The organism is Oceanobacter sp. ABM4_470 (genome assembly GCF_056158645.1).
The window spans coordinates 1,919,878-1,938,277 of record NZ_JBSWTR010000001.1 but is presented as its reverse complement, the minus strand read 5'-3'; the positions used below and the strand labels follow the sequence as shown (position 1 = coordinate 1,938,277).

The window sequence follows — 18,400 nt, the reverse complement described above, 5'->3', positions numbered from 1 at the left end:
GAATTCGTCATGGCTTTTAACATTGGTTTGAGCGGTATTAACGCGGCGTCTACCGACCTGTCGGTCACCGGTAACAACATCGCCAACGCCAGCACCACCGGCTTCAAGGAATCGCGAGCGGAGTTTGGCGACGTCTACACCAACTCACTGCTGGGCAGTGGCAGTGCGGCAGTGGGTAGCGGTGTATCGGTTGCGGATGTGGCGCAAGAGTTCACCCAGGGCAGCATCAGTGCCACCGACAACACACTGGACCTCGCCATCGATGGCAACGGCTTCTTTGTATTGAACGACAACGGCTCGCAAACTTACACCCGTTCGGGGGCGTACAACCTCGATGCCGATGGCTATGTCACTGCTAATAACGGTGCGGTGCTGCAAGGCTTTTTGGCCGACGAAAACGGTGAAATTGCCGGGGTACTGCAAGACCTTCAAATCGACGTTACCAGTCAGTCCCCACAGTTAACCAGCGACGTACAGTTGGAAGTTAACCTCGACGCCAGTGAACCGATTTTGCAGGAACTGGGCACCACAGTAGATACCACCGGTCTGGCGATTGGCGCAGTTGACGCAGGTATTCCTGAATCGACCTTCACCACCTTGTCCAGCGCCGGTCAGCCGATGACCGCTGGTACTGCCGCACGGGTGGGTTTTGCCACCGACCTCACTACGGTTGCAGCGGCCGGTTATGGCGCCATCAGCATGGATATTGATGTGGGTGACGGCTCTGGTGCCCAAACCATCACGCTGGACGGCGTTGCAGCCGGTGGCTCCGTGGCGGATATTCTCAGTGATGTGCAAGGGGCTCTGGATGATGCCTTTGGCTCCCAGCAATTTACTGCCAGCCAGGGTACAGGCGGTGAGCTGGTGATTACTCGTGCGGGCTACGCCGCAACCGATGGTAGCGCGTTTACTCTTTCAAACACGGCTGCATTTGATGCCGCCTTCGGTGCCAGCGGGGCAGTCAGTGCCGGTACCCAGGGCAGCCTGCTGTTTGTTGGTGACACGCCACTGACCATTGACTTGTCGAACACCCCGGGTACTTCAACAACAACCCGTACCACGGCCACTCCGCCGCTGAATATTGTTGCCAGCGACGCCGGTGAACTGGCGGAATTGACTGCTGGTAGCATCATCGGTGCTCAGGATTTGAGTACCGCCAACGGCAACGTGCTGGCGTTCACTATTGCCACCGGTAACGGCTCCACTTACAACATCAACCTGTCCGAAGCCAGCTGGGCCTCCGCTGCACCAGCCGACTATGCCAATGTGACAACCGCTGAGCTGGTGGCAGAAATCAATACCCAAATCGCTGCTCAAAGCGCCACACCCGATGTGAACGTGGTGAACAGCAGCGGCTTTATTTCCTTCCAGGCTCAGGCTCCGGCAACCGAAGGTGATTACGTACAGCTGGCGGATAACACTGCCACCTCGAATGGCCTGAACCTGACCGACCTCGGCTTTTCTACCTCAAACCGCTACGACGGTGGTGAAGCGCCGGTTGATGCCAATAACGAATTCCAGATTGAAGTGACCAGTACCACCGGTAACACCGCTGGCCCATACACGATAACCATTCCGCCAAATACCTATGCCGATCTGGATGATCTGGCCAACGCCATTCAGCAGCAGTTTGATCTGGTAATTGGCTCCAACGGTCTGGCTGACAACGTCAGCGTTGAAGCAGTGGGCGGTCAGTTGGTGTTTACCAATCTGGTGACCGGCTCCGGTGAGGGCATTGATATTACCGCTACCGGTACGGAGCCTCAGGCCGTTACTGAGCTGGGCTTTGACAGCCTGTATGCCGTGGCCGGTACCGATGCCATCGACCGCAGCAACAGCTTCCGTATTAATCTGACCGTGCCGCAGCCGGATGAAGAAGGTCGTTCCGGTTCTGTACTGATCTCGCTGGATCAGGAAATCAGCTCGGTGCAGGAGTTGGCTTCGGCCATTAATGCCCAGTTGAACAGCCAGGATTCCGACAGCTACATTGGCGTACAAGCCTACGCCGTGGAAGTAGAGCCTGCGACGACGCCAATCCAGTATCAGCTGGAACTGCGCGCCACAGACGCGGGCGAAGCCTCGACCATCAGCATCACCAACATTAACGCCTCCGGCGGTGACATTACCGACGCCGAATTGTTTGCCTTGCTGCAAGTCGACGCCAGTGACGACACCCTGATGGTTGAAGGTATTGAAGGCGTTAACAACGGCTACCCGGAAACCATGGTGACCCTGACCAATCCGGAAGGGGAAGAAAGCATCATTACCATTCCGGAGTACAGTGCTGCCAATGAAATCGTCGCCTTGCTGAACGATGAGCCAGGGGTTACTGCCTCGGCAACCTCCACCGCCACCCTGACAGCGGCGGGTTACAACAGCCCGGGCAACGACATGACCATTACCCTCAATGGTCAGCAATTAACGTCAACTTCGCTGGAAGACCTGGCTGAAGAAATCAACGAATACACCGATACCTCGCTGCCGGGCTTCACCGCGGAAATCAACGCCGACGGCGATCTGGTCATCAACAGTGCCACAGGCCGCGATATTGATATCGAGATTTCTTCCAGTACCGATACCGACTCGCTGGTGATTGTGGGCTCGTCCACCACTGGCCCGCAGGTACTGGGCGGTAGCGCCGGTGCGGCCTCGGCGGCCACCATTGGCGGCACCGTGAATATCGTACTCAACGAAGGCTATAACCTGTCGAATCCGACGCCATCGGTATCGGGTATTTTTGGCACCCTCAATGCTTCTGAATACACCGAATACGCGCTGAACACCTTCGATCCGAACGATTCTGGCACCTATAACCATTCCACCTCGGTGACCATCTACGACAGTCAGGGTAACGACCATGTGATGACCCAGTACTTCGTGCGGGAACCCGCCACCGACGAATCGTCCGACTCCCAGTGGGTCATGTACGTAACCGTGGATGGACAGAACGTGGGTGATCCGGATTCGACGCTGGATTACCCGGCCAACCAGCAAGCCACCATGGCCAGCTTCGATCTCTACTTCAATCAGGATGGCACCATCGATGAAGATGCCATCGGTGAAATGTACATCACCAACTGGGACCCACTGGACAGCAACGGCGACCGTAACGGTGCCATCGGCTCAATGAATGTGTTGGAAGGCGGTTTACCGCTGACCACACCGGCGAACAGCTCCAACTTTCAGATCAGCCTGGAAGGCACCACCTTGTATGGTTCTGATTTTGCGGTTAACGAAGTGGATCAGAACGGTTACACCACCGGTCGTTTGAGTGGCCTGCAAATTGATGACGACGGCATTATCTTCGCCCAGTTCACCAATGGTCAGTCTGAGACTCTGGGGCAGGTGGCGTTGGCCAACTTCACCAATCCGGAAGGTTTGACCAAAGTAGGTGACACGGCATGGGCGGAGTCTTACTCGTCTGGTGTGCCGACCATTGGCGAGCCGAATACGGCGTCTTTGGGGCAGATTCAGTCATCCGCGCTGGAAGATTCCAATGTCGATTTGTCGGAGGAACTGGTGCAGTTGATCATTGCTCAGCGTAACTTCCAGGCCAATGCCAAAACCATTGAAACGTCTGACCAGGTAACTCAGGCCATCATCAACATCTGATTATCTATAAGGGGACATCTATTTAATCCTGCACGGCTCTCGGCTCGGGCCTCCTGCTTCGCCCTACCTCCTGCATCCATGCAGTCGTGCGCGAGTGTTGCCATTGTTCAGTGCAAGGCGACGAATGCAGCGAAATGACGAACCTGTCCGGTCGAGTCTTTTCAAGTTCGTCAACACCGCACTGGGCGGCGGCAACCCGCGCCCTGCGGGGGCTGCCGGATGATCTCGACTCTGTGTCGCCGACTTTTGACTTGACCCGTCAGGCCTGCAAGTCGGCTTCGTGATTCGAAACCACCCGGTAGCCCAGAGTGAGCACCGGATTAAATAGATGTCCCCATAACCGCTCTACCCATAAGTCAGACAGGGCTCATGGGTTTTGATTAGAAAAGAGGGGACGAGTAGCAGACCACAGATAGATCGCTGCTCTTCTCCGCTACCCTTATACGCGTTAGTCTAGAGGCTCCCCCTTGAGCTTCAACGGAGCGAACCATGGCTAACGAATCCCCGCAACAACGCCGCATCGACATCGTTAAGGTTGATTATCGCAACCCGCAGCATGGCCAGCAGCTGGTCGATCTGTTGGACGCTTACGCGCGTGATCCTATGGGCGGGGGAGAGCCGTTGTCGATAGAAGTACAACGTACATTGCCACAACGCTTGGCGGCCGTGCCGTACGCACACAGCTGGATTGCCTACGTGGACGATCAGCCTGCCGGTTTGCTGAATGCCTTTCTGGCGTTTTCCACCTTCAAGGCCAAGCCGTTGATGAACATTCACGACATTGCGGTGAAGTCAGCGTTTCGTGGTTTGCAGTTGAGTCAGAAATTGCTGCAAGCGGCCGAGATGGAAGCTATTGAGCTGGGCTGCTGCAAGGTGACTCTGGAGGTTCTTTCCGGTAACGAAGTCGCGAAAAATGCCTATCGTAAATTCGGATTTGAAGGCTACGAGCTGGACCCGGAAAACGGTCACGCGTTGTTTTGGCAAAAACACCTGGATTACACCAATTTGTAATCCCAGATTGGCAGAGCTTCCCAAGGCACCGGCCTGAAGGCTTGCTTGTTTAAGACGATGGTTATTTAAAAAGGCCCTGTTTAGAAAGGCGCTTGTTTAAAAAGGCAGCAGGCTGCCATCCCAAAACAACAGCTTGCCGGACTGTTGTTCGGTCAGGTTTTCCATAATCGTCATCATGCGCTCGGCAGTTTGCTCTACGGAATAGAGCTTGCCCTCGGCAATACCCTCCTGAAACGGCTTGCTCAGCGGTGTGTCGGTCGTGCCGGGATGAACCGCGCAAACCCGGGCCGCCGGGTTCTTGCGACGCCATTCAATATCCAGATTACAAATCAGCATGTTCAGGGCGGCTTTGGTCATTCGGTAGCTGTACCAGCCGCCGAGCCCATTGTCTGAAATACTTCCCACCTTGGCCGACAGCGAGATCCAGCGAAACTCCGTCTTGCGGTTTATGTGGCTATGAAGGCTCTGCGCCAGATGGGCGTGGGTCACCAGATTGCTGCTCACCGATTGCATCAGCCAGTCGGCGTCAAATTCCCGAATCGATTTTTCAGGCCGGTGGTTGTCGTCATGCAGCACACCGCTGCAATGGTACACCCGGTTGGGACACCCGACGGATTGCCACAAACCGGACAGCTGTTCGAGACAGCGTTTGTCCGATAGATCGACCGTCAGATGCTGGTGGCTGGCTGCCATGTTGGCATCGGCCTGTGGTGCACGGGCTTGTGGTGCACGGGCTTGTGGTGACTCGTCCCGTGACAGGGTGATGATGTGGACATCGGGCATCACCGCCAGCGTGCGAAAAATCTGCTGACCAATGGCGCTGCTGGCACCGGCAATCACCACGGTGGTTGAGGCAGAATTCGGGGACATAATGCGTGCTCCAGTGTGAAGGGGCTGGAGCCGAAATATAGCCCCTAAACCCGGTAGCGGCTGACCACAGCCTGCAGGTTGGCTGCACTATTGTCCATCGACAGGCTGGTATCATCCAGTGCTTGTGTGTGTTTGTCGGTGTCTGAACTTAACGCACTCACGTGGGTAATCAACGAACTCATCTCATCAGACAAATTGGCCTGGCGGTTGGCGGCTTGCGAAATTAGCTGGTTCAGACGAGTGATGCTGTCGACGGCGGTTATCAGCCCTTGTAACGAAGCCATGCTCTGGCGCGATTGGTCGGCATTTTGACTGGCGTCTTCCGAATAGCGGCGTAGCTCGGTTGCCGAGGCGGCAGCTTCCTGTTGCAGCTGTTCGATTTCCGACTGAATACTTTCGGTGGCTTTCTGGGTGCGATTGGCCAGACCTCGTACTTCGTCTGCTACTACGGCAAAGCCACGCCCTTGCTCACCGGCCCGAGCTGCTTCGATGGCGGCATTGAGCGCCAGCAGATTGGTTTGCTCGGCAATCTCATTGATCAGTGAGACCACTTCGCTGATACCACGGGTTTTGCCCGCGACCTCATTGGCACGTTCGGAAGCCGCTTGCAGGTTGGCCGACAGGGCATTAACGGCATCGGTCAGGGCCTGTACCTGTTGTACCCCTTGTTGGGCATCGTCGCGGGTGGCCCCTGCGGTTGCCGTGCCGTCTTCAGCCGATTGCAGGGTTTCTCTGGCGCATTGCAGCACCTCGTCCATGCGTTGCTGAACGTTGCCGACCAGTTGCAGTTGTTGGTTGCAGTTATTGCGGTTGTGGCTCACGGCACTGTTCAGCTGCTGGCTTTGCTGGGCAACGGCACTGGCTGACGTCGCCATACGCTTAACGCTTTGCTGAAAGCTGTCCAGCATATGGTTGAAGGCCATCGCGGTTTCACCTGCCTCGGTTGCAGGCTCGGCTTCCGCCCGGCGGGTCAGATCGCCAGTGGCGACGATTTCCTGCATGGTTTTCATGGTATCCAGCCAGACGGTGCGGGCACCGTGCTCGGCGACATTCAAACCGATCTCTTCGTGCTCTTTGCTGACGCGCAGATCGTGTAGCTGGCGCAGTAACCAGAAACACACCAGCCCCGAGAAAAACGCCCATAGAAACACGCTTACCACACCGCTTAGCTGTACCATCAGTTGCTCGCCGCGGCTGTGGTTTAATACTTCCGGCTCGGCAAACAGAGCCAATGCCAGCGTGCCCCACACGCCGCCAAAACCGTGGACCGCAACCGCGCCCACCGGGTCATCGAGTTTGGCGTATTGCAACAGGCAGTATTCCGCAACGAATACCACTACACCGCCAATCAAACCAATCCAGATGGCATTGTTGGGTTCTACAAAGGCACAACCGGCCGTAATGCCAACCAGACCGCCAAGAATGCCGTTCAGCGACCGTTCCACCGAGACAATGCCGCGACCGGTAAGCCACGACAACAGCAGCGCGGTTATGCCACCCGCGGCACCGGCCAACACGGTATTCAACACGATAACGGCAACACTGGCATCCGCTGCCAGCGTGCTGCCACCGTTGAAACCAAACCAGCCGAACCAGAGGATGAAGACGCCGACGGTAGAAATCAGCAAATTGTGGCCCGGAATATCCAGCGGTTTGCCGTCGTCGTCAAAACGTCCACGCCGTGCGCCAAGGGCAATAATCCCGGCCAATGCCACCCAGCCGCCAACAGAATGCACCACGGTAGAACCGGCAAAGTCCATAAATCCTTTGGCCTCAAGCCAGCCCGGTTGCCCTTCTGTCAGGGCGCTGCCCCAAATCCAGTGGCCGGACACGGGGTAAATAACAATGGAAATGGCGACGCTGATAATGATGTAGGCATTGAACTTCATACGCTCGGCGACCGCACCGGCAACAATGGTGGCGGCCGTTCCGACAAACATGGATTGGAACAGGAAGAAGGCGTAATCCGCCGGGGTTGAGAGCAAACTGCCCATCCAGCCGTCACCGCCCAGCCAGCCGTTGATACTGGGGCCAAACATCAAGGCAAAGCCAATCAACCAGAACGTCAGTACGGCGGTGGTAAAGTCGCTGATGTTTTTAATCGCGACGTTGTAGCTGTTTTTGGCCCGCACCATGCCGGATTCCAGCATGGTGAAACCGGCCTGCATAAAAAACACCAGTCCCGCTGCCAGAATCACCCAGGTCATATCCAGCATTCCTTGCACATCGCCGGCGACGATATTAGCCGGGTTGGCCGAGGCGATGCCGGGTATCAGGCTGCCGATCATTAGCAGGCTCAGCGCGCGAGGTAGTTGACAGCGTTTGGAATAGGAATGAGTTGCCATACGAATCCCGAGAGTTCAGTAGTCCTTCAAGCCTAGTCGGGTTTCTCTCTGGTCCCGCTGGCCGCAACTGGATATTCCAAACTGATATGAGCAGCGCGCGATAACACACTTTTATTCAGAGAGTTCTTTACTGACCCATTGAACGCCCTGCTTTGCTTTAAAAAGAGCCGGGTCAGGTTCGGTACGGCGTCAATTTATTAGCTCGACTGGCGGCAATTCGCTGCCGCCAATTTGACAATCTCGCTGCGTCCAAAGTCTGTAATTCTTCTAACCCTTTGAAAAATATGAATAAAGTGATTCTGGCACAAAGGCTGCTGTGTTCTTACAAAAGCTGACGCAGTCCGTTGGCTGTGACGAATACGGGGCAGTGCCCCAGCGGGAGGAAGTATGGATAGAGCGCTCTACATTGCCATGTCAGGGGCTCGTCAAAACACCTTGGGGCAGGCATCCCATGCCAACAATTTGGCCAATGCCAGCACCACCGGGTTCCGTTCAGACTACAGCCAAAGCCGTGCCATGGGGGTATTTGGTGAGCATTTTCCCACCCGTGCCTACGCCATGGTGGAAAGCCCGGCCAGTGATTTTCGTCAGGGGCCGTTGATCGAAACCGGCCGCCGTATGGATGTCTCGATTGAGCATCAAGGCTGGTTCGCCGTTGTTGGCCCTGATGGTCAGGAAGCCTATACCCGTGCGGGTGATCTCAGTGTTGATCCCAATGGCCGTCTGCTGAATGGCCAGGGCGATCAGTTGATTGGCGACGGCGGCCCTGTAGTACTGCCGCCGTTTACTCAAATTGAAGTCAGCCGGGCGGGCATCATTACCATCCAGCCCGCGGGCGAGCAGCCGGTGGGCGTGGCAGAGCCGGTGCAGCTGAAGCTGGTGAACCCCGATTCCCAGGATCTGGAAAAAGGCGAAGATGGCCTGTTCCGGTTCCGAGAAGCAGGCGTTGGCCCAGCCGACTTTGACCCTAACATATCGTTGGTGAACGGCTTTCTGGAAGGCAGTAACGTCAACGCGGTGTCCGAGTTAACCGATCTGATTGCGCTCAATCGTCAGTACGAAATGCAGGTAAAGCTGATGAAGCGCGTCGATGAAAATACCGCCGCAACCACCCAGTTGCTGCAAAGCCAATAACGTCAGGTCTGAGAGGTAAGCCACCATGATGAATGCACTCTGGATCAGCAAGACCGGCCTTGAAGCTCAGGATCTGGCGCTGACCACCGTTTCCAACAACCTGGCCAACGTCGCCACCACCGGCTTCAAGAAAGACCGCCCGGTGTTTGAAGACCTGTTGTACCAGATTGACCGCCAGCCCGGGGCCAACAGCTCCGCCGACAGCCGCTTGCCATCGGGCTTGCAGCTGGGTACCGGTGTTCGTACTGCGGGCACCCAGAAGGTGTTTACCACCGGCTCGCTGGAACTGACCGACCAGACGCTGGATGTGGCGATCAACGGTCGCGGCTTTTTCCAGATCGCCATGCCGGACGGCAACATTGCCTACACCCGTGACGGTACGTTCCACCTCAACGACGAAGGGGTGATGGTGAATGTAAACGGCTATCCATTGGAGCCACAAATCACCATTCCGGATCAGGCCAATGAAGTCATGATCAGTCGTGACGGCATTGTGCAGGCCTCCATTCAAGGGGACCCAACGCCGGTTGATCTGGGCCAGATAGAAACCATCGATTTCATTAACCCGGCAGGCCTACTGGCCACCGGTGGCAACCTGTTCCTGGAAACCGCATCCAGTGGTGCACCGGTTGCTGGTATTCCCAGTGAGGATGGCTTCGGCACGCTGGAACAGGGCGCTTTGGAAAATTCCAACGTCGAAGTGGTGGAAGAGCTGGTGAAGATGATCACGGTTCAGCGCGCCTACGAAATGAACTCTAAAGTGGTGTCTGCGGCGGATGAAATGTTGCAGTTCCTCAACCAGAACACCTGATAGAGCGGAGTAAGTTATGACGCCCGTTAGCTACCCCAACAGCACGTCTGACCAACAACCGGAAAGCGGCAAGGATCTGCCAGTCCAAACCGAATTTGCCGCTGCCGGTAAGCCTTTGCTGGTGTGTGCCATGTTGGCGGCGGTCGTCGGCTGTACCTCGGTGCCGATGGAACAGGATGTCGTCATGAACGACCCGGATTACGCGCCGGTATCGGCCGATACCTTGCAGCCACCACCAACGGCGTCGGGTTCCTTGTATCAGGCAGCGTATTCCAATGGCTTGTATCTGGATCAACAGGCTCGTCGGGTTGGCGACATCATTACGGTGATTTTTGAAGAGTCGTATCAGTCCAGCAAATCGGCCGAAACCAGCTCCGACAAGTCGTCCTCCAACAGCGTTGGTGCGGGCACTATTTTGGGGGTAACACCGGGCTGGAAGAACCTCAATCTGGGTATCGAAACCAACAGTGACCGTACGTTTAGCGGCACTGGCGAAGCCGACCGCTCCAACAGTTTGTCCGGTCAGATCAGTGTGTCGGTGGCAGAAGTTTTGCCCAACGGCATCCTCCGTATTCGTGGTGAAAAATGGCTGACCCTGTCTGAAGGGGATGAGTACATTCGTATTGCGGGTCTGATACGCCCGCAAGACATCACCCCGGACAACACGGTGTCGTCCAGCAAGGTTGCAGATGCGCGAATCTCCTTTGGTGGCCGTGGCAATTTGAACAACTCCACCAAGCAGGGCTGGGGCGACAAGATTCTGAACTCTCCCTGGTGGCCATTCTGATGGCGACCACCTACAGCCGGTTACGCAGCCGGTTACGCAACAACAAGCCTTTTCAACAGAGTTGGCTGGCCGCAGCACGTATGCTGGTTTTCAAGGCGAACGACAGCTTTGAGGTAGTGACATGAAAAACGTAAGCGCCCGTATCACCACCAGCCACACTGGTAACAGCAGTACCTGGGATCGGTTTTTGGCCAAAGGTCAGGCTTTGGTACTGTTGCTGATTGCTTCGGTGTTACTCGCCCCTGTGGTGATGGCCGAACGCATCAAGGACATCACCAGCATTTCCGGCGTGCGCAGCAATCAGCTGGTGGGCTACGGTCTGGTGGTGGGTCTGGATGGCACCGGTGACAAGGCGCCATTCACCACTCAAACTTTCACCAACATGATGTCGCAGTTCGGCATCACCTTGCCGGAAGGTACTGACCCCAAACTCAAGAACGTCGCCGCCGTGTCGGTCACTGCTGAACTGCCGCCGTTTGCAAAACCCGGCCAGCGGGTCGACGTGACTGTCTCTTCTTTGGGCAATGCCGGCAGCCTGCGCGGTGGCCAGCTGCTGTTTACGCCATTGCGCGGTGCGGACAACAACGTCTACGCCGTTGCCCAGGGGAATCTGGTGGTCGGGGGACTTGGGGTCGATGGCAATGATGGCTCCAGCGTTACCATTAATGTGCCCAGTGTGGGGCGTATTCCCAATGGAGCATCGGTAGAGCAGTCGGTGCCAAACAGTTTCGCCCGTGGCGACAGTCTGGTGTTTAACCTCGACCAGCCGGATTTCACCACCGCCCGTTATATGGTCGACAAGATCAATGATCTGTTGGGGCCGGGCACCGCCGAGGCGCTGGACGCTACTTCCGTTCGTGTCAGTGCCCCACGTGATACCAGCCAGCGAGTGGCCTATCTTTCCATTATTGAAAACCTGGAAATTGAAACCGGCGAAGAGCGCGCCAAGGTCATCATCAATTCCCGCACCGGTACCATTGTGATGGGCCAGCACGTCAGAATCGACCCGGTTGCCGTTACCCACGGCAGCATGACGGTAACCATCAACGAAGATTTTCAGGTAGCCCAGCCCAATCCATTGGCCGACGGTGACACCGTAGTGGTACCCGAAACCAACATCGAAATTGACGACGGTGGCGAAAGCCGGATGTTCAAGTTCGGTCCGGGTGTGACATTGGATGACATCATTAAAGCGGTTAACGAAATTGGCGCAGCTCCCGGTGATTTAATGGCTATTCTTGAAGCCATGAAGCAAGCCGGTGCCCTGAAAGCCGAACTGATCGTAATATGAGAACAGACTATGACTGCCACCAAGGACATGACCCTGAGCCAGCTGGAAGCTGAATTTGAACACATCCGACTGATGTCGCTGGAGATTCAGTCGCTGATCAAGCAGGGGGTAAAAAAAGGGGTACAAGAGCGGTTGCAAGAACGCGACATACGCCTGCGCAGCTGGTTTGAAGCGATCAATGGCGTTATCAATTTGACCCAGCACAATCAGGCAGTGTTGGAGCAAATTCTGGCCGAAGAACGAGCGCTGGTGGCGCAGTTAAAATCCGAGCAGGGCAGTCTGGCCAGTCAAACCAAAAAACACACCCAGGTACGCGCCTACCATGCGGTTGGTAAACACTGATTCCTTTATACAGCACGCCGCCTTCCGCTAACCCCATTACCCAATTTGCTGCCCAAATCCTGCTTTTGACCGATAGGCACTTTTCCTGATTGTTGCTAGGTTAAGGATTCCTATCCGCATGGAGAAGCCTGATGTCAGAACAGGACAAGATCAACGGCCTCAAGGTTCGTACCGAAGTCATGGGCGAAGCCTTTGTTCAGAAAGCCAAGGACAACACCATTCCTCTAACAGAACCGCTGCAAGACTGGATCAACGAACACGCCTGGGGCTCGACCTGGCAGCGTGACGGCGTACTGCCGCGCAACGTCCGGTCGTTGGTTACCATCGCCATGCTGGCAGCCTTGCGAGCGCCAACCGAGCTGAAAGGCCATATCCGCGGCGCGTTAAACAACGGCTGTAGCCCAGCAGAAATCCGTGAGGTGTTGCTTCATAGCTTGCCGTACTGCGGTGCACCGGCGGCGCAGGAAGCCTTTCGGGCGGCGGCCGAGATTCTGGGTGAAGAAACCTTCGACGACCAATAAGTCGCCTCCGCCTTTCAGAGTAACGCTCAAAATTCCAGCAATCTGGCAAGCATCTTGCTGAATCAGGGTAAACCACCCTGATTTGGAGATGGCCATGACGGTCAGCAGTCAGATTTCCGGCACCCGCGCTCAAGCCAGCGACGTATATACCGACCTTAACAGCCTGCAAGACATTCGCGCGCTGGGAAAGGACGATAAAAACGCCGCTTTGATGAAAGTCGCCCAGCAGTTCGAGTCCATGTTCATGAACATGATGATGAGCTCGATGCGGCAGGCCAACGCGGTGTTTACGGAAGACTCCATGTTCAGCTCTCCGGAGATGGATTTCTATCAGGGCATGTACGACAACCAGATGGCGCTGGAACTGACTGGCACCAGCAACGGTGCGGCTTCCGGGACAGGTAAAAGCGTTGGTGGCACTGGGCTGGCGGATGTGATTTACCGTCAGCTGAAACAAAACTACGGCGATGTTGATGAACGGGACATCGCCATTGACCAAAGCACCTTGTGGGACCGTCGGGTTTCTTCAATACCACTGAACCAAGCCATTGAGCAGGTTGACGAAGTGCTGCAACAGCAAGCCTTGTCGGAGTCGCTTGCCGAGTCTGAATCGGTTACCGCCGAGCCACCTGTATCAAACCCACAATCACCTGTATCCAGTCCGGAAATAGCATCTTCGGATAGCGCTGAAAGCACTGCTTTGGCCGCCACTGGTAGCGGCAGCAAAGGGCAGCAGTTTGCCACCCCGGAAGCATTCGTTGCCGCTTTGTATCCGCATGCTGAAGTTGTTGGCGCGGAGCTGGGTGTTGATCCGCGCGCCATTGTGGCCCAGGCCGCACTGGAAACCGGTTGGGGCAAACACATGATTGCCGATGACGCTGGCCGCAACAGCTTTAACTTCTTTGGCATCAAGGCCGACAGCCGTTGGCAAGGTGACTCGGTTGACGTCATGACCCACGAATACCGTCAGGGCGTTCGGGTGAATGAGACCGCCAGCTTCCGTTCATACGCTTCGCTGGAAGACGGCCTGCGCGACTACGCCGACTTCCTGTCGGGCAATAGCCGTTATCAGGATGCCATCGGGCAGGGGCTGGGTGCCGACGACTACGGCCATGCCTTGCAACAGGCGGGCTACGCCACCGACCCTGAGTATGGCAACAAGATTGAACGCATTGCCCGCAGCGCTGCCATTCACGGTGCTGCCATTCACGGTGCTGCTGTAGAGACGGATAGCCAGTCGGTTGAACTGCCTCAGGCCGATCGGGCACAGCCTCAGACTGATGTGAAAGAGGACTGAGGCCATGGCGGATATTCTCAATATTGCGGTATCCGGCCTCAAGGCCCACCAAACGGCACTGGCAGTAACTGGTAACAACATTTCCAACGCCACAACCGAGGGCTACAGCCGCCAGGCCGTCAGCTTTGAGACCAGCAACAGCCAATACCTCAGCGGCAACTGGCAAGGCACCGGCGTAACGCTGGAAACCGTGTCGCGGATTTACGACGAGTACCTCACCGAACAGGTGTGGACGGATACCTCGGACTTCAATTACTACGAAACCCTGGCCAACTACGCAGGCCAAATCGATGGCCTGCTGGCCGATTCGTCTACCGGCGTGCAGCCTGCCATGGAATCCATGTTCGAGGCGTTGCAGGCGGTGGTCGATGACCCCAGCTCGATATCGACTCGTGAAGTTTTGCTGTCAGAGGCGGAAGCCCTGACCGACCGCTTTTCGGTGGTAACCGACCAGTTGTACGCCATCAACGAAGTATTGAATGGACAAATAGAGGTGATGGCCGCTGATATCACCCAATTGGCCAACACCATTGCCGAACTGAACGAAGACATCGCTTTTGCCGTAGGCACTTCCCAGGGGGAACAGCCCAACAGTTTGCTGGACCAGCGCGACCAGCTGATTACCCAATTGTCCGAGCTGGTGGACGTCACCGTAGCGGATCAGGGCAATTCCCAGGTCAATGTGTACATCGGTGATGGTCAGCCGCTGGTGATCGGCAATATCTACAACGAGGTCTATGCCAATGTCGGTGAGTCCGATCCAACTCGCTATGCGCTGTATCTGCAAAACAGCGATCAGGTAACGGAAGTGACCGACAACCTCAGCGGTGGAACGCTGGGGGCATCGGTCGCTTTTCGCAACGAAATTCTCGACCCGGCGCTGAACTCGCTGGGCAAGCTGTCGCTGGTGATTGCTGAGCAGTTCAACGAGCAGCAAGCGCTGGGCCTGGATTACAACGGCGACCTCGGCATCAGCTTCTTTCAGGACATCAACAGCGATACCGCGGTGTCCCAACGAGTGTTTGGCTCCAATGAAAACGCCAACCCGGACGACCGTGAGGTGTCGGTTTACATTACTGACGCCGGCGCTCTGGGAACCTCTGATTACACCTTGTCTTTTAATGGCCCGACCGATTTCAACTACACCATCACCGACAACATGACGGGCGAACAGGTGGTGAAAGGGGCCTACGACGGCGACCTGCCCGCCGTGATTGAAATGGACGGTCTGGAAATTCGGCTGGAGGCAGGCAGCTTCCAGCAAGGCGACAGTTTTCAGATTATGCCGACCCGCAACGAAGCCACCAATATGGAGGTCGAGCTGCAACTGGCCGAGCAAATTGCCATGGCGTCCCCCATTATGACGGCGGCGTCCTATGGTAATCAGGGTGATGCTGAAATTACGGCGGGTGTTGTCAGCTCATTGGATACCCATGCCTTTAACGACGATGGCGAACTGGAACCTGAGCTGCTGATTCGATTCACCTCGGCCACCACCTATGAGGTGCTGGACAATTCCGACCCGGCCAATCCAGTCGCGCTGGAGCCACCGATTTCCAACCAGAAATACGTGCCGGGTGTGGCCAATACCATCAACCTCGGGTCGACCACGCAGACCATTGCCACCAGCTATCTGGACGAGCTGCCCGTCGCGGCCACTTATCAGGCACCGTCGCCAGCGGCGGAAGTGACTCCGGGTAATGGCTTCAACAGCCAGATGTTTGCCATCACCACCACCAACGCTGCGACCGGTGTGGTGACCGAACAACCGCAGCTGAATATCAGCGCCAACACCTCGGCCAAGGAGATTGCCGAGCAGTTGAGTTATTACAGCGGTGTCGAAGCCAGCGCCCAAACCACCTTGCAGCTGGCCAATTTTAACGACGATGACGACTTCCTTGGCATGGGCGTCAGCCTCAATGGCATTGAATTGACCGACACCTTGCCGTACGGCCAAACCAAATACAGCGAGGACTACCCGGAAGAAGTCCCCAACCCGATGACGCCCGAATTCATTGCCGATCGCATCAACAGCAATCTGGAGTTGCAGGGCATGGGCATCACGGCGGTATCCGATGGCGAAGTGGTGACCATCACGGCCATCAACGGCGAAGACCTGACCATTGAAATCAGCGGTGATGCGACCGACACCGTGGATGTCAGCAACGGCCAGGACATTGCCCTGACCAGCACCGGCAACTCACCGTACCGCGCTCTTAATGTCTACGAAGGCTTCGACTTTACCGAAGGCGGTCCTTACAGCTGGGAGTTCGAGGTAGAAGGACAGGGCACCTTCCAGATTGAACTGAGCGAAAACTACGCCACCGCCGACGACATGATTGCCGCCATCGAAGCCGCCATTGAAGAAACCGACTACCTCAGTAATGGCACTGTGGATGTGTCCATCGATGAACGTGGCGACATCAGCTTTCAATCGCGGCTGGAAATGAGCGGCACCGGCATTCACGGCTCAACCAAGGTGACGTTGGGTGGTCAGGTGACCATCACCGCTGATGAAGGCGTCAGTATCGAAAACGTTGGCCGCGGTAACAACCTGTTTGCCGCTGACCTTGGCTTTGTGTCCAGTGACATGGGTATCACGGTAGAAATCTCTGGCTCGGTGGTTGCGGGAGATGAATTCACCATTGGCAACAACACCGACGCCATTACCGACAGCCGCAATGGTGTCGCCATGCTTGCGTTCCAGTCGGCTGACTTGATCAACGGCACCAGCACACTGACCGAATCCTACTCCTCGCTGGTCGAGCAAGTGGGCTCGGTTACAGCCCGTGCCCAAAGCAACATGGAATCGGCCGAAGTGATTTTGGCCGCCTCTCGCGACGCCGTCAGCAGCATCAGCGGCGTTAACCTCGACGAAGAAGCGGCGGCCCTGATTCAGTACGAGCTGGCCTACAACGCCAACGCCCAGGTGATCCAGGTGGCGCGGGACATGTTCGATACCCTGATTTCGACCATCGGCTGATAGTCCGATCGTTTTAAAGAGGAAGCACCATGCGTGTATCAACCTTGCAAATTCACCGTAACGGGCTGGCCAATATGCTCAGCAATCAGGAAGCCCTGACCAAAACCCAACAGCAGGTGTCTTCCGGTGTGCGGGTGAATACGGCCGCCGACGATCCGATTGCCGCTGCCCGAATCCTGCAAATTGAGCAGCAGCTGGCCCTGACCGAACAGTTTGAAAACAACATGATTTCAGCCACCAACCGGCTGGAACTGGAAGAAAGCACGCTGTCGGCGGTGACCGACTATTACGACCGTTTGCGAGAATTGACCGTGCAGGCGGGGAGTGGCGTGTTGGCTCAGACCGACCGCGAGGCCATCGCCGCAGAGGTTGAACAAATTGAAGAGGCACTGGTGGAACTGTTTAACACCAAGGATGCCACTGGCGAATACATTTTTGCCGGGTTTCAGGGGGGCGAAGCGCCTTTCGTACAAAATGCCAATGGCCGCTACAGCTACGAAGGTGACGACGGCCAGCGCTTTGTCGCCGTTGGCAGTTCCACCACGGTGGCCACTGGCGATTCCGGTATCGACCTGTTTGTTGATATTCCATCGGCAGCGCCAACCTTCACCACCACCACCAGCCCACTGAATACGGGAACAACCAGTGTCAGCGCCGGATTCATTACCGATGACGAAGCCTTTGCCGAGTTCTACCCGGACGACATTGTGATTACGTTCAACGCCGACTCGGCGGTTGACCCGGCAGCGACTAACTACACTGTCACCCGGGCATCGGACGGCCGAGTCATCAATGGTTTGGAAAATCAGGTCTACGACGAAGGGGCCGAACTGAACATCAACGGCGTGACCTTGCAAATCAGCGGCGTGCCCGAGCCCGGTGATCAGGTGATTGCTGAGTCGACCCCCAAGCAAAGCATCACCGACACCATCTTCCGGTTTACTGAGGCATTGAACACGCTGACCAACGGCTCTGAGGATCAGGCGACACTCGATAATCTGATCGAAGATACGCTCAACAACCTCGATGCCGCTTTGGCGGTGGTATCCAGCACCCAAAGTAAAATTGGTGCGCGTCTGAACACCATTGAAAACACCGAACTGATGACGGCGGACATGAAACTGGCCAATCAGGAGGCACTGTCGGATTTGCGGGATGCTGACCTGGCTGAGGCGGTCAGCCGAATGACGTTGGAGTCGACCTTGCTGGAAGCCGCACAGCAAAGCTACACCGTGATCAGTAATCTGAGTCTGTTTAACAAACTGTAATCTGGCCAAAAATCGGGCCAGTTTCCCAATGAAATGGTGGGTGGTTTTCCACCCATTTTAAGGGGAAAGCACCAAAAGAGAGAGATTGAATTACGGATGTAACTGTTTAACAGTGCATTCGTACCATT

The 18,400-nt window shown here is 56.0% G+C and carries 13 protein-coding genes; 11 read left to right on the top strand and 2 right to left on the bottom strand.

Annotation, left to right across the window (positions count from 1 at the left end):
• Positions 1-9 precede the first annotated feature (9 nt).
• Both ACXADJ_RS08430 and ACXADJ_RS08425 read left to right on the top strand, forming a co-directional pair.
• Positions 10-3,612, top strand: coding sequence for a flagellar hook-basal body complex protein (locus tag ACXADJ_RS08430; protein ID WP_475064753.1), 3,603 nt, complete (start codon positions 10-12; stop codon positions 3,610-3,612).
• Positions 3,613-4,101: 489 nt separating this feature from the next.
• Complete coding sequence (locus ACXADJ_RS08425; RefSeq protein WP_475064751.1) at positions 4,102-4,623, top strand: GNAT family N-acetyltransferase; 522 nt, start codon at positions 4,102-4,104, stop codon at positions 4,621-4,623.
• Between the two features lie 96 nt (positions 4,624-4,719).
• On the opposite strand, the gene ACXADJ_RS08420 is transcribed toward ACXADJ_RS08425, so the two are convergent.
• Both ACXADJ_RS08420 and amt read right to left on the bottom strand, forming a co-directional pair.
• Positions 4,720-5,493 carry an SDR family NAD(P)-dependent oxidoreductase gene (locus tag ACXADJ_RS08420; RefSeq protein WP_475064748.1) on the bottom strand — a complete coding sequence of 258 codons (774 nt, stop codon included), beginning with the start codon at positions 5,491-5,493 and terminating at the stop codon, positions 4,720-4,722.
• A 44-nt stretch (positions 5,494-5,537) separates the two neighbouring features.
• Positions 5,538-7,838 (bottom strand): ammonium transporter, encoded by a 2,301-nt coding sequence (amt, locus tag ACXADJ_RS08415; RefSeq protein ID WP_475064746.1) that lies wholly within the window; start codon positions 7,836-7,838, stop codon positions 5,538-5,540.
• 387 nt (positions 7,839-8,225) lie between these two features.
• On the opposite strand from amt, the gene ACXADJ_RS08410 reads away from it, so the two are divergent.
• From ACXADJ_RS08410 to flgL, 9 genes are all read left to right on the top strand, one after another.
• Positions 8,226-8,972: a flagellar basal body rod protein FlgF gene (locus ACXADJ_RS08410; RefSeq protein WP_475064744.1), complete on the top strand. Its 747-nt coding sequence runs from the start codon at positions 8,226-8,228 to the stop codon at positions 8,970-8,972.
• Positions 8,973-8,997: 25 nt separating this feature from the next.
• The gene (flgG, locus tag ACXADJ_RS08405) at positions 8,998-9,783 is read left to right on the top strand and encodes a flagellar basal-body rod protein FlgG (RefSeq protein ID WP_475064741.1); all 786 of its coding nucleotides are present in this window, start codon (positions 8,998-9,000) and stop codon (positions 9,781-9,783) included.
• Between the two features lie 16 nt (positions 9,784-9,799).
• Positions 9,800-10,570 carry a flagellar basal body L-ring protein FlgH gene (flgH, locus tag ACXADJ_RS08400; RefSeq protein ID WP_475064739.1) on the top strand — a complete coding sequence of 257 codons (771 nt, stop codon included), beginning with the start codon at positions 9,800-9,802 and terminating at the stop codon, positions 10,568-10,570.
• A 250-nt stretch (positions 10,571-10,820) separates the two neighbouring features.
• The gene (locus tag ACXADJ_RS08395; protein WP_245582613.1) at positions 10,821-11,861 is read left to right on the top strand and encodes a flagellar basal body P-ring protein FlgI; all 1,041 of its coding nucleotides are present in this window, start codon (positions 10,821-10,823) and stop codon (positions 11,859-11,861) included.
• Between the two features lie 9 nt (positions 11,862-11,870).
• Entirely contained in the window at positions 11,871-12,203 is a 333-nt protein-coding gene (locus tag ACXADJ_RS08390) for a hypothetical protein (RefSeq protein ID WP_475064737.1), read from the top strand.
• A gap of 131 nt (positions 12,204-12,334) precedes the next feature.
• Positions 12,335-12,724: a carboxymuconolactone decarboxylase family protein gene (locus ACXADJ_RS08385; protein WP_475064733.1), complete on the top strand. Its 390-nt coding sequence runs from the start codon at positions 12,335-12,337 to the stop codon at positions 12,722-12,724.
• A 94-nt stretch (positions 12,725-12,818) separates the two neighbouring features.
• Entirely contained in the window at positions 12,819-14,021 is a 1,203-nt protein-coding gene (gene flgJ / locus ACXADJ_RS08380; RefSeq protein WP_475064731.1) for a flagellar assembly peptidoglycan hydrolase FlgJ, read from the top strand.
• Positions 14,022-14,025: 4 nt separating this feature from the next.
• Positions 14,026-17,004, top strand: a complete 2,979-nt coding sequence (gene flgK / locus ACXADJ_RS08375) for a flagellar hook-associated protein FlgK (protein WP_475064729.1) — start codon at positions 14,026-14,028, stop codon at positions 17,002-17,004.
• A 29-nt stretch (positions 17,005-17,033) separates the two neighbouring features.
• The gene (flgL, locus tag ACXADJ_RS08370) at positions 17,034-18,272 is read left to right on the top strand and encodes a flagellar hook-associated protein FlgL (protein ID WP_028292574.1); all 1,239 of its coding nucleotides are present in this window, start codon (positions 17,034-17,036) and stop codon (positions 18,270-18,272) included.
• Positions 18,273-18,400 lie beyond the last annotated feature (128 nt).